Source organism: Aeromonas sp. ASNIH5, from assembly GCF_002902865.1.
GTDB classification, from domain to species: domain Bacteria; phylum Pseudomonadota; class Gammaproteobacteria; order Enterobacterales; family Aeromonadaceae; genus Aeromonas; species Aeromonas caviae.
This window is the reverse complement of the sequence record NZ_CP026122.1, coordinates 4700893-4722190: the sequence shown is the minus strand read 5'-3', so window position 1 is coordinate 4722190 and position 21298 is coordinate 4700893. Positions and strand designations below refer to the sequence as shown.

Here is a 21298-nt window from a genome sequence, read left to right as displayed (position 1 = left end):
GTGACGACCAAGACCCGATGACGCCGACCCCGCCTTGGGCCACGCCATCCCCCCGGGGAGACTACACCACCAAAGCTGACTGCCAGCTTGCCCGAGGTGGAAATGAGCACGGCCGCGAGGCGGCCGTGATGGAAAGACACCGAGGGCTGTCACTCCGGACTATGAAGAGGGCTTGCGCTCCAGGGTCGCGGCAACGGATCTCGCCGCCGAGCCGGTGAGCAAGGGCTCACCTGGATAAAGCACCAGGGCCTCGGCCCGCAGGCGATCGGCCTCCTCACGCCTCCCCAGGGCATTGAGGGCGATCACCATGTTGGCGTAAATATTGGCCCTGGGGGTATGGCGCACGAACCCCTGTCCCCAGTCGAGATAGGCCTCCAGCTCCCCCTTGTTGTTGCTCTGCAGGCCCACCATCAGCCGCACCGCGTTCACGTCAAACTCCACCCGGGTCAGCCAGGCCATGGGATTGACGATGTCGAGCAGAAGCGCCGGCTGCTTGTAACCGCCCCGCTCATACTTGGTCACCACCCAGGCGGTGTGCAGGGCCGTCAGCATAAAGGGCACGACTATGAGGGGAATGGCGATGGCCGCGAAGCGCAGCAGCAGCCAGGGGCGACAGACATGCTCCCGCCAGTTGGCGTGGCCGGCCAGCCCCTCCTCCTCCACTTCCGCATCCACCACATGGATGAGCAGCAGCAGCGCCCACCACAGGGCAATGGCGTGGTAGAAGGGATATTCGGTCTGGGTATGCAGCAGGATGGGCGTGACCAGGGCCAGCAAGGCCGCCCCCCTGACGATGCCAGCACGACCCAGCCGCCACAGCAGGGTGCCCCCCATCAGCACCATGCCGAGCATGGGGGCCATCCCCCCCTCCACCGCCCAGTAGAGAAACTCGTTGTGGGGGTGATCCAGGTTGTATTCGATCTGCACCATGGCGGGGTTCAGCGCCTTGTCGGCCATGTAGTGCTGAAGAAAAACGGACTCGAAGCTGCCGTAGCCCCAGCCGGTCCAGGGTGCCTCGGCGATGAGCCTGGCAGCATAGGGCCAGTAGACCGAGCGCATGCCGCCGGACTGGTATATCTCTAGCCCCCGCTTTGCCCCTGCCATCCCGTACTGGGAGGCCAGCCCGAGCGCCACACCCAGGGCCACCAGACCCAGCACCCGGCCCAGCAACCGCTCGCGGTGCAACCGGGGCACGAGCAACAGCAAGGCCAACACCCCGCCGAGTTGCCCCACCCTGGATTGCACCACCACCAGCAGCAGGGACGTTGCCAGGATCACCCCATAGCGCAGCCCCCTGAGCCAGGGGTGCCCATGGCCCCGCAGCTCCAGCCAGATGGCCAGCGACAAGCCGGTCGCCATGAAGCTCGCCATCACGTTGGGTTGCTGGAAGATGCCGTAGGGGCGGTTGACCTTGGTGTCATAGCCTATCCAGTTGCCCGGCACCAGCAGGTAGTACTGCACCAGGCCGAGCAGCGCCTCTATGGCGACGGCACCCAGCAGCAGATAGAGCAGCCGGTCGCGTGCGCCGCGATCCAGCCGCCACTGGTAGAGGCTGGCGAGGAACAACAGGCCGGCAAACAGCCCCAGCAGCCGGGGAATGGCGTAATCCTTGAGCTCGAAGCCGGGATAGGCCATGGGCAGCAACAGCAGCAAGCCGCCAAGCCACAGGGCCGTCAGCAGCGGCGAAACCATCAGCCGCTGGTTGAGGGTGACCTGCCACAGCCCCAGGGCCATCACCAGGCTCGCAAAGATCCAGCCCCAGGCGTTGAACGGCAGATAGAGCCCGGCCCCGCCGGGGTTGTGCATAAAGAAATGCATGCCCAGCAGCCAGTACAGCACGCTGATCACCCCAAAGGCCCTTGCTGTTGAAGTCATCTTCCCTGACCTCCATGCATTCATGTTCATAACACTATCCCCCAGGCAACAAAAAGGGGGCAGAGCCCCCTTTGATGCACTTGGCAACGATTATGCCTGTTCTGGCTCGGGCTTGCGAAACGCATGGCGCACCAGCACGATGCCCACCCCCAGCATGCCGCCGAGCAGGGTGGCCAGCACCACGACCAAGGGGCGCTTGGGCTTGTCACGGCTCTGGGGTTCGTCGGGTGCGTCCAGATAGGAAAATGGACGAAAATCAATCCCCTCCAGAGAGATGCGCTTCAAGCGATCCATCTGTGCCTGCAACTTCTGCAACTCGGGTTGATAGACGGACAAATCAAGGGACTTCAGCAAGGCCAGCTTTTCTTCCAGTCCCTTGGACCCGAGCAAGATGGAGAAACGTTCCTGACTGCTAGTCCGTTCCAACGGCGTACTCACACCCGCAGCCTTGGCCACGCGGTTGGCAAGCGCAACCTCAGAGACCTCCTGCTGCAGCGCACGCTTGGCCTCTTCCAGCATCACGGTATAGCGTGTATTCATCTCTCCCAGTTGCAAATCACGCTGTGCACCTAGCCGCTCGATCAATTTCTGCTGCTGTAATTTGACGATGTAACCGACATATCCTTCCAGCATCGCCAGCGACGTTTCAGCGGCAGGAGCCGCAAAGGTAATGGCAATCCCTGGCTCTTCTCCCTTCTTATCTACAGGTTTAGCCGTCGCCAGATTGGCCCAGTCACGCAGCCAACGTCTCTGAGCCTTGGCATCCAAAGCTGATTCCTCTATCTGCTCAGCAAACAGCGGGCTGGTTTTCAGATAATCCCGACGATTTTCATAGGCGTTGAACTCTTGTACAAATTCCTGATAGAGGCTTTTTTCATCTGGAACCCCTGTGAGCCCCAGTGCAGAGGCTTGTACCGATATCTTATTCAACGGTAGCAAATCTTCCGGCTTGGGCTCCGCAATCACCGCCTTGGCGGACCACTGTTGGGGAGCTGTCAACGCATAACCTACACCCACAGCGGCGAATAACACCGTAATCAGCAGAATTAGCACCTTCTCACGCCACAACACCAGGATCAGCTCGTGCAGGTCGATTTCATCAGAAGTGGCTTGCCAGCACTGTGGCAAATGAGCTTCAGATTTGGGGGTTATCTCTTTGTTGGTCATAACAGCTGTCATTTCCTAATCAGTTTGGAGAGTGAATAAAAGGGGCCTGACGATCTTTTTCAGACAAAATAGGCGTGCTATTTTCCATAAGCGGCCAGGCAAAAGCCTGTGTGGGAGTAACCGTTCACCGGCCCCGGCTTGACTAAGCCGAGGTCAGGTTGAATACGTCAGGATAGGGCTGGCCTGTCATGACCGCTGTGACGATCCGGCACAGCACTTCGAGTGCCGACAGCTGGCGCTTCTTGCTCGTCTCAATCACCGACAGCACCCGCGAGCGGAACTTGTCTCCCCGGTCTGAACTCGTGCCGAAACAGATCTTCCGCAGGATCACACTGCCGCGAATACACCGCTCCGCCTCGTTGTTGGTCAGCGGTGTCCCTGGATGCTGCAAGAATACCCACAGCCCGGTTTCATACTTGAGAATATGCTGGCAGCGACCGGCATAACGTCGCACGGGAACCTCGGCACCCTTGCACAGTACCGTCTTGATACTGCGCCGTAATCGCTCCATCCGTCTGAGTCTGATCTGTTCACCGATCAGCCCCGACTCGTAACGGTGCTGGGTGCGAAAGACCGTCTTCAACAGCACGACCAGCCGATGTCCTAGGTAGGCTGTCTGACCGCCGCCGCCATAATCCGCCATCTCTTGCAGGTTGCGCTGGACATGCGCCAGGCAGAATTGATGCCGTGTCGGATCCAGCCAGTGGTAACTGGCGCACTGGTCGGTAACCACAACGCCGTGGGGTGCCGAACCCAGCAGATGCTTGGCATTGTCCTGACTGCGGAAGTAACGAATGTTCTGGAACACCGCATCGTTGCTGGCCATCAACCACAACCACCGGGTATTCGACTCGCCATTGCGCTGATGCGTGGTCTCATCGGCATGGATGATCGGCGCCTTCTGAATATGTTGCTTCAGCGCTTGATGGATGGGGGTCAGCATCGAGCTGATACGCCCCTGGGCTTCCGAGATGGCGCCCACCGAAAAGGTCATGCCGTACTGATCGTGCAGCAAACTCTGAATTTTGCGCACACTCAGATGATATTTCCCTGCTAGCACGGCGATATGGCTAAGCAACCGCGGTCCCATTTGGCCGTTGGGTGCCGAATTGGGCAGTTCGCCTTTGCTGAGCGCATCGCAGTGCTGACAGTGGCCGTGGAATACCTGGTATTCGGTGATTTCCAGCGGCAACTTGGGCAGTTCAAACACCTGGTGACGGAAGGATGGCGCGGCATTGGCCACGACCTCTCCGCCACATTCAGCGCAGCAGGATGCCGGTTTGCAAGCAACCACCTGATCGGTGGATTGCAGCAGACTTAGTTCTCGTCGATGCCCCGGGTGTCCAGGTTGAGCGCCAACCTGATTTCGGCCACGAGGCGTCGCAACTTTTTTCGCTCCGCCTTAGCCGCGGGCGAGTCGGAGGATGGTGATTTGGACGAGTTACGAGAAGAGAGAGCCAGACGGTCCTCGTACTCGCGTAGCTTGTTCCATAGCTCCTGGATGATGCGGTTGGCATCATGGAGGTCGTGCGCCTGAGGCGCTGCATTTTCGAAGAGTTTTTTCTTGTTCATGGACTTATGTTGACGGACTGGGAGGATCTATCAACCCCCGAAAGTGGATCAAGAGATGATCGTCATATTTGACTGTCAACGGGGGGCTGGTGAACGGTTACGTGTGGGAGAGCCCCAATTTAGTTAGGCTCACTGGCAGTTTTTGGCTTAATCTTGGCGAGAATACGCCAGATATTATTAAGCAACTGGTAATAGAGGAAAAATACCAGAGTAAATAACAACAAGCTGATCCACTCCGGCACTCCACCATATTCAAGGGCAATACCCACAACGGCCAGCAGGGTCGCAGTACCGCAGATCACCACCAAGGCTTGATGGGATGAAAGCCCCGCACGTAGGCAGATATGATGCAGATGTTCGCGATCCGGCTTGAATGGCGAGACGCCTTTCCGAATACGCCTAACCATGATGCAAGCCATATCCATCAACGGAATAGCGATTAGCCACAATGCCGTAACCGGGTTCATCTGCGCCTTTGGCCCCTGAGTACCCTGCAATAGCACCCAGATCACGGTAAAGCCGATCAGCATACTGCCCGCGTCCCCCATAAAGACCTTCTTGCGAACACCAAAGGGGAAGCCCAGATTCAGGCAGATATAGGGCACCACCACGATCATCATCAACAGACAGAAACGGGCCAACGGTAGTTGCCCATTGGCGTAGTGGATATAAGCGAGCGCCCCGAAGGTCACCATGGTCAACCCACCCAATAGCCCATCGATGCCATCCACCATATTAAAGGCATTAATAGCGCCAAGCACAGCAAAGATGGTGAAAATATAGCCAAGCGGCCCCAAGTCGACTTCATAACTGAATAAAATATGACCCAGGCTTTTTAAAGAGAGTCCGGCGGCGAAGATCATTGCACAAGAGATCAGGATCTGAACAACTAACCTAATACGATAATCAACATCATATTTGTCATCAATGGCGCCCATCATCACCAAGACTGAGGCACAAAGCACATAGACATCCGAATTAACAAGTAACTCTGGTTTCAGCCATACCGCCAACATCAGCGCAAAATAAATCGAAATCCCACCAACCAAAGGAACAAGCCCTTGATGTAATTTACGTTCATTAGGACGGTCCACCAGATTTATTTTTTTTGCCAACTTTCTAAAACAGAAAAGAATAGCGAAAGAAAAAATAAAGAATAAAATATACTCCATTCCCGACTCCATAAATATCATAAATATCATAAATATCATAAATATCATAAATATCATAAATATCATAAATATCATAAATTATGATTATAATCTCTCCATCATTCCCGACTAAATGGATTAATCACTTTTAAGTTACCTGATTACCCATGACCCTCAGCCAGCTTCAAGAGTCGATATGGCATCGGCGGGCTTGCCACGACGGCATGCCCCAATTCAACCAACATGCTCTTGAGGTCAAAACGATGATTAAACCGGAAGCAATACTCTGCAAGGTGCCTCGGTAAATGCTTCGCTCCGAGCGTATGGCAACTGCCCCACAGCGAGTTCTTCACATTCCCTATCATCGTGTTTACCCAGTTGAATGCCGGATGATCCAGCAAGTCCAGGTTGCCCCCGGTGACAACACCCAGGTGTTCACAATTGGCCTCCTTGACCGCTTTGAAACAGGCCAATCCATCTGATATCACCGCGCTACCACTGGCAACATGCCGTTTTGCCCAATCAGCAATGGACTTGGTTTTGAAACCATCGACCACCGTCATCCGCATCTTGATTGGATGCCCTTCCTTGTTCAGGGCCACTGCCGCCACAAACGGCGTCTTGCCTGTCGCGCCCCGACCTCGTTTGCCACCACGGCGCTCGCCACCCCAGTAAACATCATCGAGCTGAATGATGCCGTTGATGGGCTGCTTGTCATCGGACTCTTTCATGACTTGCAGCAGCTTGTGCTTGAGCATCCACGCGGTGTCATATTTGACGCCCAACTGGCGCTTTAGCTCCATCGCTGACAAACCGGTTTTGGTTTGTGACAACAGGTGCATTGCCAGAAACCACTTGGTCAGCGGGAGCTTGGTGTTTGCGAAAATCGTGTTTCCAGTCAAGGACATCTGATGACGGCAGTGATTGCATTGCCACACACGTGGCCGCTTTTTCAGGCGACAACAGGTCTTGTTGGCACATTCAGGGCAGACAAAGCCGTGAGGAAAACGCCAAGTGAACAGCGCGTTTTCGCACTGAGCTTCAGTGCCATAGTCCTTGAGAAACTCAAACAGGCTGTAGCCTTTCTGGAATTGGACTTTGCTTTTGGCCATGATCTCGCACCTCGATAACTGTACGTAAGATCAGTATAGTTCGTGGTGACTGCTGATCATGGGTAATCAGGTTAAGTTATTAGATAGAAAATATAAGTTTATCGCTTATCTGTATAGGTATAGGCTTTTTTGTTTTTCATCCTAAAAATCATTATGTTGGTGATAAACCATCATCGAGAAATTTTTTAAATGGACGGCACTGGACACTTTCAGCCCAATTAAAATAAATTTAACAATAAGAAAAATGCCAGTGCTAACCTATCTCTCAATCTGCGTCTTAATTGACCGACATGAAAAAATAAATAAACATTGCCTTTATAGCCATTTTTTAAACCGAGTTTGACAATTGGTGTGTCACATAAGCCTAAACGTTCGGAAATACTGACTACTTGATTTCTATACCATTTACTACTTACCAATTTCAGTCGCTTTTTGGCTGCAGCAAAGCTATTATTGGTACCAACTTGATTATTCGCATGTTGCCGATAGCGCATCATAGGCTCAGGATCGATAAACCAACGATACCCACGGTTACGGGAAAAAGCATAAAGCAGCCAATCGTGTAGCGCAATATCTTCACCTATTTGCTCATGGCATTCAAGTAACCAAGTTTTAAACTTGATTGCTACTTCCCGCTTAAATACATAGGTACAGCCAGGTCCGGCGGCTTCAAATAAAAAATCCCACTCACGTTGTGGCTGAGCTTTATCAATTAATGCCTCTCTGCCATCTTCCCAAAACGCAGTTACATTGGCCGAATAACAATCATACTGCTGTAGCATTTGAACAGCTTTAGCTAATTTATTATCAGGCCATATGTCATCCTGGTCACTAAAGGCAATATAATCATAGCAACTAACATCAGTATCTTTTAACAGGCGATAAAAATTCTTGCCAGCCCCACCAAAACTCTCACCATAAGGCAACAATCTAACGTTGCTATATTTTTCAACATAATTACTACAAATATCAAGGGTATCATCATTGCTTAAATCAACACTAATAACAACATCTACAACCACATCAGTTTGCCGAAGGATTGTTTCAAGTTGTTCACCTATCGAACTACAGCCATTGTATGCGGCGAGCAGAATCAAAACATTATTATGACCATTCATGTGTTTATCGCTCTTTTTATTATAAATTAGCATTTATTTTTATGATCAAGTAGCTTTGTAACTAACGAATCCCAATCAGGAAATATATCATTGTCATCGGATGATGATGTTTGATCATAAACCAAATTACCGTTAACAAAACCAATAATCAGCTCCGCCAACGCCATCGGATCATTTACATCAAAAAACTTGGCCTTGTCATAAATGCCTAGTGTTTCATAGGCATAAGGTAAATCAGCCAAAAATATAGGCTTCTTGAACTCTTTAGCTTCAACAATAGGTAATCCCCAAGTCTCTAATTTAGAGGGAAAAACAACTAAGTCGGATGATTGATAAAAATAGTTAACTTGCTCTCGTGTAAGTCGTCCGACAAAGTTCACTGAGCTTAATGAACCATATTTATCATATAACCATTTCACGTATGCAGAATCATTTCTATTATCAAGAGTTAATATCAGTTCAATTTTTTTTGATAAAGAAGACATGTATTTACTTTCAATTATCACCATCGCATCAAGCAATAATTCGAAATTCTTAAATGTACGAGGTAACGCTGGATAAAATATTTTTATTTTATCGCTATTCACACATTGATGTATCGACTCGTTAGCAATTATACGTTCAACTTTACTTGTATTTGGCCTTGCCACATACACTTGATTAGCACCGTATTCATTTGCAAATAGTTCTGCAATCCATTTCTGTTGACAGATTACTGCACAATTCGCTTTGATATTTAATTTATAAAGTAATTTATATAATTTTGAAAAAAGAAAAAATTTTTTATCGAATCTAAAATCTTTAAATGTTGCCTTATATGCAGGAGAGGGATTATGACAATAGACAAACTGCTTTATCTTTGCAGCCGCATATAAATATGGTGTCATATCATGCATAGCAAGCCAAATGTCAGGTTTTATTTTTTTTGATAAAAACCAACAGTAGATATATTCAAAAAAACACCTAAATAGCCAGTTTTTCTTTACTAAAGGAAATTCTAAAAATATAATGTTTTCCTTAAAGAGTTGGTTAAACAACTCTCTGTTATTAACCAAACAAATCAGTTCAATATTATCTTTTTTGGCCAATGCTGAAATTGCGTCTTGGAGCACCTTGAGTGGTCCACCTTCAACAAGGTTAACGCCAGATATAACAACTTTCATTATACGTCTTTCCAAATAGATAACTCAAAATCATATTTCTTTATTACTTTAGCTGGATTGCCAACAGCTATGCAATACTCAGGAATATTTTTTGTCACTACAGCACCCGCACCAACAATAGAGCCTGTACCAATCGTAATACCGGGTAATACTAAAACCCCCTCACCCAACCAAACCCTATCACCAATCGTCACAGGTTTAGATGTTAACTTTCGCCTAATCGGCGCAAGGAAAATCTCTTGCTCATCCGGAAAACAACCATGGTTATGATCTGTGATAAATACTTTGCTTGCAATCAAAACATCATCACCAATAGTAATACTTTCAATACAACCAATGTGTACGTAATCATTAACCTGACAACGCTTCCCAACTCTCAGTCGGGGCGTGACATCACTGATTTTTATGCAATCGATGCGCAAACCAACGCCAGAGGTAAACCCATCATCAATTTGAAAATAGCGAGCTCCTGTAAAATAAAAAGGATAGCGTAAAACTCTAAACTTTGGATAAAAAAATACAGTTACAACCAAGTCTCTAAATAATCTAAGTATACCTATAACAGTGTGCTTTTTTATTTTATCAATCATCGAATAACCTTGCATGAAATAAATGATAAAAACACTTTATATAAAAGCTTAATCTGAACTTCTTTTATAGCCCACAATACAGAAGATCCCACTTGAAAAATCAACTTCACATTGAAGTATTTTATTAATGCTGCTGCGTTTGCCAACAAAACTTCTTTCTTTCTAAATTCACCAGATGAGTCATTTACATGCGATAATTGATGTTCTAAATACGCATTAGATATAGTATATTGGTATCTTTCTTTATTTAAGAAATAACAAAATGCAGTGTCAATACCATATAATTCAAACGACTCATCAAAAACACAGCCATTTATATCCTTAATCTCTTGAATTGCAAAATTTGATATAGCCAAACCACTTGTTATTGTTTGAACCCCAGATGAAGTAACTGTGGGATAATACTCCATACCTTGGCATTTTATTTTTGGCATGAGTACTTTAAAATCAACTTTTAGAATATCAAAAAGATAACTTTCAGTTACATTTGTGTCATCATCTAAAAAAACATACTTATTAGCCCGATAAAGCTCAAGCGTTTTATTATATATTTTGGAGAGCGAACCATTAATAAGAACCTGATGGATTGTTATAAAATCAGGCAAATTATCATTTTTAGATATTTCAGGACCATTATTAAAAACCACGACAATACTATTAGTTTTTAAAATAGGCAAATGACCAATTAAGGATGAAATAGTTTCACTCTCTACTGGCTGTTTTTTATAAAGGACAACACAAAAACACAAATCAAACATTTCTCATCCTCTTATATTTTTTATAAGTTGGAAAAATCATTTTTTCCCTGAATGAAAAGCTCATGTGAGTAATATAAGCTTGAAAAAAAGAACAAACATAAAACGATGTTAATGTATTTGCTTCTATAGTAATTCCTTAAGGAAGACATTAATAACAAATAAAAGGGGCCCGCTATTTCAATAATTCTCAATGAAATAATAAATAGATCTCTTACAATGAAAACTATAGTATAAAATGAAACTCCAAGAACTAAAAGCACCTTGTGCCGATACTCTAATGCATTCCATCTTAAAAAAAGAAGAAATGTTGTAAAATAAAAAATGATAAATCGAATAGAGAACAAATTAATGCTTTCTCCCGTTACCTTTTGCATTTCCATATATGTTAAAATTTTATATCTGATAGATGATATCGGAACCCAATTAAGTATAGATTCCAAAACTGACAGACCGTCATAAGACAAAATAAAAAATAAAAATGAAGCCGTCAATATGAAATATTGTAATCGCAGCCCAACAATTAAAACAGAAAAATAAAAGACAAATGGAAACATTAATGTGGACTGATGAATAATTGGAGCTAAAGAAATAACTATCACCCCAGCCAGCTTTTTATTTTCAAAATATAAAAACACCCCAAGAAATAAAACCGATATGGCCAAACCAATCCTGATTTGAACTAACTCATGTAAAAAGAGATACGATGATATGTATAATATTGCAAACGTATATTTTTCTTTATATTGTTTTAATGCATATACCTTTATCATGATTGATAAAAAGGCATACATAAATATTAGAAACGAAAACCCCAACCCAAGATATACTGATATTAAAGACAAATAGACATATGATTGCTCAATTACAACATCACGTCCCATGATAGCATCTATATAAAGGTCATAATAGACAGGCATATCTGGTAGTAAATAAAGCGGTTTATTTGCTGTGAATATACTGACAAAAAGTGCAAAAAAAAATGCAACAAAAACAAACTTTGATATTTTAAGACTTTTCATCTCGTATCATCTTTTTGTATTTTATAAGGAAGGTGAGAACAACATTAGATGCGAAATAGTGTCACTATAACCTATTGATTTTCAATTAATAGATTTTCACTTTCAGCGTAATGGGTACTTAATCACCCCCACCTTAAAGCTGGTTCAAGGTTGAAAACTATTACCCTATATGATGGTGCAATACATCATTCATTTTTTTACCAATGATATTCCACGATAAATTTTTTATTATAGATTGATTAACCAAGACTTCTCTCTGAATATCATGCCGATTCATTGTTAAACATTTGTTTATGCCAGATATAATTCCTTCCTCTGAGAAATGAGTGATTTTTAACTCACTTGATGTATTACTTAATGGCGCGTAATTAGATATCACTAAGCATCCAGCAGCCATAGCCTCAGCACATGGGTAATGAAATGCACCATCTTCTATGAGTCCTGTTGCAATAAAAATGTCATTTAATTTATAAAAACTCGCCAAGTCTGCGTCATTTTCAACTGAGTGATACATCATATTTTTTATAGTAAAATGCATGTCTGGCATATGCACTGCAACATTAACATTTACCTTATCTGATAAATGGTTTTCTTCTATAAAATTAGCAAGAACTTGTAATATTTCTTTTGTACCTTTATAAGGTTCTTTTCTACCAACAATACCAACATTAATAACACCATCAATATCTGGCAGTACCGAATCATAAAACAATTCATAATCGATACCGGCTGGGACTACTGCCGAATAATTATTAATAATTTCAGGTAATAACACCTTGCTATTAACTATTTTATTAAATGGAAGCAGGTATGTCATCAGAGCAACTAATTTAAATAGTGGTCTTTTGTAGAATAAAACCTCATATGCTTGAATATAATAAAATCGCTGTTTTTTGGTTAACAAAAAAGCAGCAATGTATGCAGTTATATGATAGTTTGCAACAACGATATCACCATCTAACTCTCTGCATTTTCTCCATATCCCATAACAATTTTCGATAAATCTTGATATTTTGTTAATACGTTCTGATCTTTCACAAAAAATAATATTAGCACTAGTATTATAATAGGGAGGCAAATCTGATTTTAAAGTCACAAAATAAACATCATTACCTTGTGTTACTAACTCTGTGGCAATTTTAGATAAAACTCTTTCGCCTCCAGATCGCCCCATACCTAAGACTGGAATGATAATTTTCATCAGAAACAACCTATTATATGAATTATTTTGTCAATGAAAAACTACTTTTATATCTTTTTATATCTAAGAGCTTAGACAAAGCATCAAGTCATTACCTAGCAAATTTCTTAACATTAAAAGAGATGACAAAAAAATACGCTATATAATTCACCAAATAAGCAACAACTGCTCCACCAACCCCAAGTTTCGTCACAAATAAAAAGCTTAACGCAACAAATGATAGTGAAAATATTATCTCCGTACTTATAAACCACTTCGTTGCACCACGAGATAACATCGGATAGGCATACAACCAACTAGCAATTTTAATAACATCGCCGCAGAGTTGAACAGCAAACAGATCACGGGCAGCACTAAATTCCTTGGTAAATAGTAGCCAAATAGCGACATCACGCAGCAGATAGACACTCCATGCCAAGATTGCAACAATAGGCAATACAATGCGAGATGTTTTATGTATTTCACTCACAATGGCATCAGCCCCCACTAACGATGAAAGGCGCGGTAAATAATAAGTGCTCAACGCCATGGTGATTACGCCAAGATAAACTTCTGATATTTTCCATACCGCCTGCCACTGGCCAGTGGCTTCCCAGCCTACTTGGTCGATCAGAATATTTCTGACCAAGATCAGTGATGTCGGAACCGTCAATGCAGTGGTGATGGCCATCAGCATATAGCCACCGATCGCCTTTCTGGCTTCTCTATCGGTCGTGCCCCACCAATAACGCAATTTAAACCAGGATTGACGCAGGTTAGCTGCCAACATGATCACGCCAATTAAGGCGGCCTGCACCGCCGTCGCCAACAAGGCCCCTTTGATATTGGCCTGAAGGATCATGGTTAACATCATAGCGCCAGAGATCAGGACTGATAGCATTCCTAGGCTAACATAACGGCGATACTGTTGTTGACCATTGATCACCGAATTACACAGCGTACCTATTGCTGAAAGCGGTAGCACTGCCACGGTGACCATCACAATCCAGGCAAGGGTTTTATCTTTAAATAGCCAGGTTGCGATATGATCCGCTAACAATAATCCAACAGGTATTGTAATTGCCGAAATCATCAGTACCCATTGCAGAGATGCTCGCCACCAAGGGGCACAGGCCTCAAATCCCTCACCTTGCTTTTCTGCGGTATAGCGAACAATGCCGCTGCCCACTGGTGCATTGATAATGCCATTGAGGCTAGTCACCATACTCTGGACTTGGCCCAACATTGCCATGCCGGTGGGGCCAGTATAAACGGCCACCACCTTGGCAATCACAAAGCCCATCGCCATCCTGAGCAGTGTTAGCAACCCAGTCATGGCAGTGACTTTCAGTAAACGTTTCATACTTTGAAGCCATTTATCGCATGAATAACAGCCTCTATCGCTTCATCGCTCATGGTGGGATCTATGGGAAGCGATAATACCTGTTGGTGAATTTGTTCGGTCAGTGGCAATTGGTAATCCCGGAACTGCGGATAAGCCTGCTGCTTGTGAGGGGGAATAGGATAGTGGATCAAGGTTTGAACCCCTTGCTCGGTCAACCACTGCTGCAATGGTTCACGCACCTCAGTTCGCACCACAAATAGATGCCAGACATGGGCACTTTCTGTTTCAACGTGGGGCAATGTCACCAACGGATTGTTGATGCCAGCGCGGTAAAGTCGAGCAATTTCCTGACGACGGGCCGTTTCTTTCTCCAGATAAGGCAATTTAACCCGCATCATCGCAGCCTGGATCTCATCCAGACGGCTATTTACCCCTTGATAGAGGTTTTCATATTTTTTGTGGGAACCGTAATTGCGCAGCGCCTTCAGCGTCTGGGCCAGCTCGTCATTATTCGTGGTGACAGCCCCAGCATCACCAAGCGCTCCTAGGTTTTTGCCGGGATAGAAGCTAAAACCGGCTGCATAGCCCCAATTACCGGCGCGCTTGCCCCCAATTTCTGCCCCGTGAGCCTGAGCACAATCTTCGAGCACCAACAGGCCATACTCTTTGGCAATGGCCATCAACTCAGGCATAGGGGAAAGCTGACCATAGAGATGCACCGGCAAAATGGCTTTGGTATTAGGGGTAATGGCTGCGCGAACCAGTGCAGGATCGAGGTTATAGGTATCCGCATTGGGCTCAACCAGCACAGGCACCAGATTGTTTTCGGTAATGGCTAGCACAGAGGCAATATAGGTATTGGCCTGAACAATCACCTCATCACCGTCCTTAAGTTTGCCAAGTTCTTTCCAGGCTCTCAGCACCAAGATCAGCGCATCCAGACCATTGGCAACACCGATGGCATGTTTGACACCACAGTAGGTGGAAAATTCAGTTTCAAACTGAGCCAGCTCGTTTCCCATAATATACCAACCAGAGTCGATAACACGGGCACAGGCATCTTTCAGTTCTTGTTGATATTGAGCGTTAACAGTCTTCAAATTCAGAAATTCAATCATTTTTAGTTCTCTATATAACGAATAATTTTAGCTGGATTACCAACAACAACGGCATAATCGGGAACATCTTTGGTTACCACTGCACCGGCACCAACCATGGCATGGCGGCCAACTGTAATCCCTGGCAACAAAGTTGCATTTGCCCCTATTGAGCAATTTCGCTTTAGGTGAATGCGAGAAAATTGTGCAGGATATACTTTTGAACGGGGTATTTTATCATTGGTGAACGCAACACAAGGGCCGATAAATACGTCATCCTCTATCGTTGTGCCATCCCAAATAAAAACACCAGATTTGACGGTAACTCGATCGCCAATCGTTACATCATTCTCAATAAGAGTGTGAGCACATATATTGCATTCGGCACCTATTTTTGCGTTTTCTAAAATGACAGAAAACTGCCAAACTCTCGTTCCTTCACCAATTTGATTAGATTGAACATCGCTGAGAGGATGAATATACATATTTACAGTTTTCCACTTAATGCAATAAAGCTCTCATAGTCCCTAATATAATCAGACTCATCATATACATCGCTTGCCAATACCATCAGCACACAATCAGGGCTAAAATCATACATTTCATGCCACTGCATGGCGTCAATGAATAGTCCTCTGACGGCTGAATCAAGAACTATGCTTTCTTTGTTAACACCATCATCCATGACAAAACGACAAGAACCGCTGACACATATAGCAACCTGTTGAAGTGCTTTATGAGCATGAAAGCCTCTAGCTATATCAGGCTTGGTACCGAACAAATAATAAACACGCTTAATATCAAATGGTATTTGACGATTGCCCTCTATCGCAACTAGCTGCCCTCTTTCGTCACCGAGAATATTAAAATCCAATAACTTTATGAGCATAATATACCTTAAAATAATTCCGCGCTTTTAAATTCTGTCGCTAGCTTATCTTTATCCGACATAAATACATTATCAGATAGCCAATCAATGCCCAGATCTCTATCATTCCATAAAATCGCGCGTTCACATTGTGGATTGTAATAATCAGTTGTCTTATAGAGAAACTCCGCCGTTTCACTCAAGGTAACAAACCCATGAGCAAACCCTTCCGGGATCCAGAATTGGCGTTTATTCTCGGCTGAAAGGTGAACTCCGACCCACTGACCAAAAGTGGGGGAACTTTTGCGAATATCGACCGCGACGTCAAATACCTCACCAGCAACACAACGCACCAGTTTGCCTTGGGCGTTAGGGGGGAGTTGATAATGTAAACCTCGCAGCACGCCTTTGCTAGATTTGGAGTGATTGTCCTGAACGAAATTCACCATGCGGCCAATGGCTGTTTCAAATTGCTGCTGGTTAAAACTTTCAAAGAAAAACCCGCGCTCATCACCAAAAACTTTGGGTTCGATAATTTTTACGTCGGGGATTCTAGTGTCGATGATGTTCATTTTGATCTCGAGAATCAGGATTCGGGAGCAGGGAATGGGGAGTAGGAAGTCGGGAACCGTCAGTGACAAATCCCAATGCGCATTCACCAATCCCCTTTCACTTGCCAACCATCTTTAGTAGATATTGACCATAAGCATTCTTGGCCAACGAAGCCGCGAGTTCACGCACTTGGTCGGCAGTAATAAACTTCTGGCGATAGGCAATCTCTTCCGGGCAGGCCACCTTCAACCCCTGACGAGTTTCGATGGTTTGAATGAAGTTGCTCGCTTCAATCATGCTTTCATGGGTGCCGGTATCAAGCCAAGCATAACCACGGCCCATCATTGCCACCGACAGATTGCCTTGCTCCAAGTAGATGCGATTCACATCGGTAATTTCCAGCTCACCACGCGGCGACGGCTTCAGGCTCTTGGCAATCTCGACCACGCTGCTGTCATAGAAGTAGAGCCCCGTCACCGCATAGTTGCTCTTGGGCTCCACCGGCTTCTCTTCCAGGGAAATGGCCGTTCCCTGTTTATCAAACTCCACCACCCCATAGCGCTCAGGGTCATGCACGTGATAGGCAAACACAGTGGCTCCATAAGGCTTGGCCGCGGCAGCCTCCAACTGTTTCTGCAGGTCGTGACCGTAGAAGATGTTGTCGCCTAATACCAGGGCACAGGGGTCCGAACCGATGAATTCTTCACCCAGAATAAAGGCTTGTGCCAACCCGTCCGGACTTGGCTGCACCTTGTATTGCAGATTCAGGCCCCACTGGCTGCCATCTCCCAGCAACTGCTCGAAGCGGGGGGTATCTTGTGGCGTACTGATGATCAAAATATCGCGGATCCCCGCCAGCATCAGGGTGCTCAGCGGGTAGTAGATCATCGGTTTGTCATAGATGGGCAGCAACTGCTTGCTGACAGCCATGGTGACGGGATAGAGACGAGTGCCTGAGCCGCCGGCCAGAATAATACCTTTACGTTTAGTCATCGTGCTTGATTTCTTATCTTTGAATTATGTAACCCAGCAAAGTGAGTGCGCTTAAATGGCACTCATTTTGCGTTTTATCCCTGTTGGAGCGTGGGACTGTATACCCACGCTATCTCTATTTTCTTATTTTCCGAGGATCTCGGTCAGCATCCGCTCAACACCGACAGTCCAGTCCGGCAGGCGCAGGTTAAAGGTGCGCTGGAACTTGGTGGTATCGAGTCGTGAGTTGTGGGGACGTTTGGCTGGCGTTGGAAACGCGCTGGTCGGTACCGCATTGAGTTGCGTGACTGCCAGTTCAACCCCTGCCTCTCTGGCTTTGGCAAACACCAGCTGCGCATAGTCAAACCAGGTCGTGGTGCCGGAGGCGATCAGATGATAGAGACCCGCCACCTCAGGTTTGGTTTGCGCCGTACGGATCGCATGGGCCGTGCAGTCGGCCAGCAACTCCGCGCCGGTTGGCGCACCGAATTGGTCGTTGATGACCGACATCTCGCTGCGCTCCTTGCCAAAGCGCAGCATGGTCTTGGCAAAGTTGGCGCCACGAGCGGCATACACCCAGCTAGTGCGGAAGACAAGGTGACGAGAGCACAGCGTGGCTGCCTGCTCCCCCGCCAGCTTGGTCTCGCCGTAGACGTTGAGTGGAGCGGTTGCATCGGTTTCAACCCAGGGCCGCTCGCCACTGCCATCGAATACATAGTCCGTGGAGTAATGCACCAGCCAGGCACCCAACGCCTCAGCTTCTTTGGCAATTGCAGCCACGCTGGTGGCATTGAGCAGTTCGGCAAACTCCCGCTCGCTCTCGGCCTTGTCGACGGCGGTGTGGGCCGCAGCATTCACAACCACATCCGGCCTGAGCAGGCGCACCGTTTCCGCAACGCCGGCCGGGTTGCTGAAATCACCGCAATAGTCGGTGGAATCAAAATCAACCGCGGTAACCTGGCCCAACGGGGCGAGTGAGCGCTGCAACTCCCAGCCTACCTGGCCGTTTTTGCCAAACAGCAGAATATGCATCAGGCACGCTCCCCGTAGTTTTGCTCGATCCAGGATTGATAGGCCCCGCTCTTGACATTGCCGACCCACTGCTGGTTTTCCAGGTACCACAGCACGGTCTTGCGGATACCGGATTCGAAGGTCTCTTGCGGCTGCCAATCCAGCTCGGCGCTCATCTTGCTGGCGTCGATGGCATAACGACGGTCGTGACCTGGGCGGTCAGTCACATAGGTGATTTGATCGCGATAGGACCCGGCTTTTGGCACCATCTCATCGAGCAGATCGCAGATGGTGTGTACCACCTCCAGATTCTGCTTCTCGTTATGACCGCCGATGTTGTAGGTCTCCCCTACCACGCCCGTGGTCACTACTCTGTAGAGCGCACGAGCATGGTCTTCCACATAGAGCCAGTCACGGATCTGGTCGCCCTTGCCATAGACAGGTAACGGCTTGCCATCCAGCGCGTTAAGAATGACCAGCGGGATCAGCTTCTCGGGGAAGTGGAACGGGCCGTAGTTGTTGGAGCAGTTGGTAACGATGGTCGGCAGGCCGTAAGTCCGACGCCAAGCGCGCACCAGATGGTCGCTGGAAGCCTTGGAGGCAGAATAGGGGCTGCTGGGGGCATAGGGGGTGATTTCGGTAAAGAGCGGCAGTGCAACACCGGGGGCGACTTCATCCGGATGGGGCAAGTCACCATACACCTCGTCGGTGGAGATATGGTGGAAGCGGAAGGCCGCCTTGCGTACCTCGTCCAGACCGTTCCAGTAGGCGCGAGCCGCTTCCAGCAGCATGTAGGTGCCGACGATATTGGTCTCGATAAAGTCGGCAGGGCCTGTGATGGAGCGGTCAACATGGCTCTCGGCGGCCAGGTGCATCACGGCATCAGGCTGGTGCAGGGCAAACACCCGATCCAGCTCGGCACGATTGCAAATATCCACCTGCTCAAACACATAACGCTCGCTTGACGATACATCGGCCAAGGATTCCAGATTGCCGGCATAGGTGAGTTTATCGAGATTGATAACGGAATCTTGGGTATCACGGATAATATGGCGAACAACAGCCGAACCGATAAAACCGGCACCGCCGGTTACAAGGATCTTCATTGAAAGGTTCCCGATTGCAATCTAATGAAAAGGAAAGATTTTTGGTTAGGGTTTGCTACTGTGCATCACTCTGGCTGGTTTTTCTCTTCATAGGGCAAAGTGATTGCGCTGAGTTCACAAATGCTTAGACCCACTCAACGAAATTCGTTGGGTGATGTTTGTCTGTCTGCATGCAGAAAGACTCTCAAAGCAAGAGGATTAACGGCGATGAACCAACGCAAGATTGAAATGGATAAATGATCACGCTACCGCCCGTAGGTTACAGCTCCCAACATGCTGCTTTTCACCTGATTGTGCGCGCTGTTGGCCATCATATCCTCCAGCTTCTTGTTTTGATTGATGTTTAACAATGTTGTCGCATCACATTGCACACCCAGGCCATCTACCAGCCTGCATTGCTCACATCTTGGGCAATTGATGCACCAAACCCGATTTTGGACCAGATTCTATCTCGTTTGGTGTGGGGATGAATAGTCATAACCGCAGAAAACCTCTCGTAGGGTAGGGATTCAAAATTGCCACTCATTAGACCTTCTGACCCTTCTCGCGCAACAATCATCCCTACGCCACACCGGGGGTTGTTCCCAATCACCGGCATCAAACAATAAAATTGAATATGTTCAGGCGATTACAACTGCATGCCTGCGTTACCCCGATGCTCGGAGCCGAGTTGTGACGACGAGCACTGCTGCAACAGCATAGCGAGTCCCCATACCCACCGGTGCGATCAGAACAGTCGCAAGTAGTCACCAATGAAACCCCGACAGTCCTCATCTGATTCGACAGCATGACTCACAATAAAGCACGAAAGGCATGACTGCCGATGCAAGGACGGGTAGAGGAGACAAAGGCTGGCATGATTCAGTCCCGATACAGGGGGGTCAAGTAGGATCCGCATTGACTCTCCTTCTTGTTGACCCTCTAATTGACAGCCTGGACCCTTATCATCATGCATCTTATGAAAATTCTACTGGTCGAAGACGACAAGCTGCTCAATCACCACCTCTCCACGCTGTTGACCGAGGCCCAGAATCAGGTTCACAGCACGGACAACGCCCAGGTGGCGCTGCACTATGCGACCGACTACCCCATCGACGTGGCCATCATCGATCTCGGCCTGCCGGACATGGACGGCCTGCAGCTCATCAGCCGCCTGCGCGAGCAGCAGATCCCCTTCCCCATCATAGTGTTGACCGCGCGGGGCAACTGGCAGGACAAGGTGGAAGGGCTGGAGGCCGGGGCGGACGACTACCTGGTCAAACCCTTCCAGAAGGACGAGCTGCTGGCCCGCCTCAATGCCCTGGTGCGCCGCAGCGCCGGTTTCATCTCCCCCAGGGTGAAGGCGGGTGACTACGAGCTGGATCTCTCCCGCAAGGAGCTGACCATCGCCGGCGAAGTCACCGTGCTCACCAGCTTCGAGTATCTGATCCTGGAGTACCTGATGCGCAACGCCCGCCAGGTGGTCTCCAAGCAGCAACTGCTGGACCAGCTCTACGGGGATGGCGAAGGGGATCCCAACACCATAGAGGTGATGGTGAGCCGACTGCGCAAGAAACTGGATCCGGAGGGGCTCATCCAGCCCATTTCCACCATCCGCCGCCAGGGTTACATCTTCAACCTCTCCTGCAGTTGATGCCCCTTG

Annotated in this window: 19 protein-coding genes and 2 pseudogenes; 1 reads left to right on the top strand and 20 read right to left on the bottom strand. The window is 47.4% G+C overall.

Annotation, left to right across the window (positions count from 1 at the left end; all coding sequences use genetic code 11):
* Positions 1–159: 159 nt before the first annotated feature.
* The 20 genes and pseudogenes from C2U30_RS22240 to rfbB all read right to left on the bottom strand — a co-directional run bounded on the left by C2U30_RS22240 (position 160) and on the right by rfbB (position 19656).
* Positions 160–1875 carry a PglL family O-oligosaccharyltransferase gene (locus tag C2U30_RS22240; RefSeq protein ID WP_103244597.1) on the bottom strand — a complete coding sequence of 572 codons (1716 nt, stop codon included), beginning with the start codon at positions 1873–1875 and terminating at the stop codon, positions 160–162.
* A 90-nt stretch (positions 1876–1965) separates the two neighbouring features.
* On the bottom strand, positions 1966–3042 hold the full coding sequence (locus tag C2U30_RS22235) for an LPS O-antigen chain length determinant protein WzzB (RefSeq protein ID WP_103244596.1): 1077 nt from the start codon (positions 3040–3042) through the stop codon (positions 1966–1968).
* 142 nt (positions 3043–3184) lie between these two features.
* A protein-coding gene (locus C2U30_RS22230) for an IS66-like element ISAeme23 family transposase (protein WP_103244595.1) occupies positions 3185–4614 on the bottom strand; the annotation gives its coding sequence in 2 pieces (ribosomal slippage) (positions 3185–4428 and positions 4428–4614; 1431 coding nt in all).
* A 119-nt stretch (positions 4615–4733) separates the two neighbouring features.
* The gene (gene wecA, locus C2U30_RS22225; protein WP_103244756.1) at positions 4734–5786 is read right to left on the bottom strand and encodes a UDP-N-acetylglucosamine--undecaprenyl-phosphate N-acetylglucosaminephosphotransferase; all 1053 of its coding nucleotides are present in this window, start codon (positions 5784–5786) and stop codon (positions 4734–4736) included.
* A 140-nt stretch (positions 5787–5926) separates the two neighbouring features.
* A complete protein-coding gene (locus C2U30_RS22220) occupies positions 5927–6877 on the bottom strand; it encodes an IS1595 family transposase (protein WP_103244594.1) in 951 nt (316 codons plus the stop codon).
* Between the two features lie 218 nt (positions 6878–7095).
* Positions 7096–7995: a glycosyltransferase gene (locus tag C2U30_RS22215; RefSeq protein WP_103244593.1), complete on the bottom strand. Its 900-nt coding sequence runs from the start codon at positions 7993–7995 to the stop codon at positions 7096–7098.
* A 26-nt stretch (positions 7996–8021) separates the two neighbouring features.
* The gene (locus C2U30_RS22210; protein WP_103244592.1) at positions 8022–9158 is read right to left on the bottom strand and encodes a glycosyltransferase; all 1137 of its coding nucleotides are present in this window, start codon (positions 9156–9158) and stop codon (positions 8022–8024) included.
* The gene (locus C2U30_RS22205) at positions 9158–9748 is read right to left on the bottom strand and encodes a DapH/DapD/GlmU-related protein (RefSeq protein WP_199767310.1); all 591 of its coding nucleotides are present in this window, start codon (positions 9746–9748) and stop codon (positions 9158–9160) included. The genes C2U30_RS22210 and C2U30_RS22205 overlap by 1 nt, the downstream gene beginning before the upstream one ends.
* A complete protein-coding gene (locus C2U30_RS22735) occupies positions 9745–10506 on the bottom strand; it encodes a hypothetical protein (protein ID WP_158654938.1) in 762 nt (253 codons plus the stop codon). Before C2U30_RS22735 ends, C2U30_RS22205 begins: the two co-directional genes overlap by 4 nt.
* A gap of 20 nt (positions 10507–10526) precedes the next feature.
* Positions 10527–11525, bottom strand: a complete 999-nt coding sequence (locus C2U30_RS22200) for an EpsG family protein (protein ID WP_103244591.1) — start codon at positions 11523–11525, stop codon at positions 10527–10529.
* A gap of 160 nt (positions 11526–11685) precedes the next feature.
* On the bottom strand, positions 11686–12726 hold the full coding sequence (locus tag C2U30_RS22730) for a hypothetical protein (RefSeq protein WP_158654937.1): 1041 nt from the start codon (positions 12724–12726) through the stop codon (positions 11686–11688).
* Positions 12727–12817: 91 nt separating this feature from the next.
* Positions 12818–14068, bottom strand: coding sequence for an O-antigen translocase (locus C2U30_RS22195; RefSeq protein ID WP_103244590.1), 1251 nt, complete (start codon positions 14066–14068; stop codon positions 12818–12820).
* Positions 14065–15168 (bottom strand): DegT/DnrJ/EryC1/StrS family aminotransferase, encoded by a 1104-nt coding sequence (locus C2U30_RS22190; RefSeq protein WP_103244589.1) that lies wholly within the window; start codon positions 15166–15168, stop codon positions 14065–14067. Before C2U30_RS22190 ends, C2U30_RS22195 begins: the two co-directional genes overlap by 4 nt.
* A 2-nt stretch (positions 15169–15170) precedes the next feature.
* A pseudogene (locus C2U30_RS23215) lies at positions 15171–15317 on the bottom strand (DapH/DapD/GlmU-related protein); the annotation flags it as partial.
* A gap of 225 nt (positions 15318–15542) precedes the next feature.
* A pseudogene (locus tag C2U30_RS23210) lies at positions 15543–15632 on the bottom strand (N-acetyltransferase); the annotation flags it as partial.
* Positions 15633–15634: 2 nt separating this feature from the next.
* Positions 15635–16036: a sugar 3,4-ketoisomerase gene (locus C2U30_RS22180; RefSeq protein WP_103244587.1), complete on the bottom strand. Its 402-nt coding sequence runs from the start codon at positions 16034–16036 to the stop codon at positions 15635–15637.
* Positions 16037–16044: 8 nt separating this feature from the next.
* On the bottom strand, positions 16045–16587 hold the full coding sequence (rfbC, locus tag C2U30_RS22175) for a dTDP-4-dehydrorhamnose 3,5-epimerase (RefSeq protein WP_103244754.1): 543 nt from the start codon (positions 16585–16587) through the stop codon (positions 16045–16047).
* Positions 16588–16684: 97 nt separating this feature from the next.
* On the bottom strand, positions 16685–17560 hold the full coding sequence (gene rfbA, locus C2U30_RS22170) for a glucose-1-phosphate thymidylyltransferase RfbA (RefSeq protein WP_103244586.1): 876 nt from the start codon (positions 17558–17560) through the stop codon (positions 16685–16687).
* A 123-nt stretch (positions 17561–17683) separates the two neighbouring features.
* Positions 17684–18571, bottom strand: coding sequence for a dTDP-4-dehydrorhamnose reductase (gene rfbD / locus C2U30_RS22165; RefSeq protein WP_103244585.1), 888 nt, complete (start codon positions 18569–18571; stop codon positions 17684–17686).
* On the bottom strand, positions 18571–19656 hold the full coding sequence (gene rfbB / locus C2U30_RS22160) for a dTDP-glucose 4,6-dehydratase (RefSeq protein WP_103244584.1): 1086 nt from the start codon (positions 19654–19656) through the stop codon (positions 18571–18573). The genes rfbD and rfbB overlap by 1 nt, the downstream gene beginning before the upstream one ends.
* Positions 19657–20614: 958 nt before the next feature.
* Between rfbB and C2U30_RS22155 the strand changes: the two genes are divergently transcribed.
* The gene (locus tag C2U30_RS22155; protein WP_010675337.1) at positions 20615–21289 is read left to right on the top strand and encodes a response regulator; all 675 of its coding nucleotides are present in this window, start codon (positions 20615–20617) and stop codon (positions 21287–21289) included.
* The last annotated feature ends 9 nt before the right edge of the window (positions 21290–21298 follow it).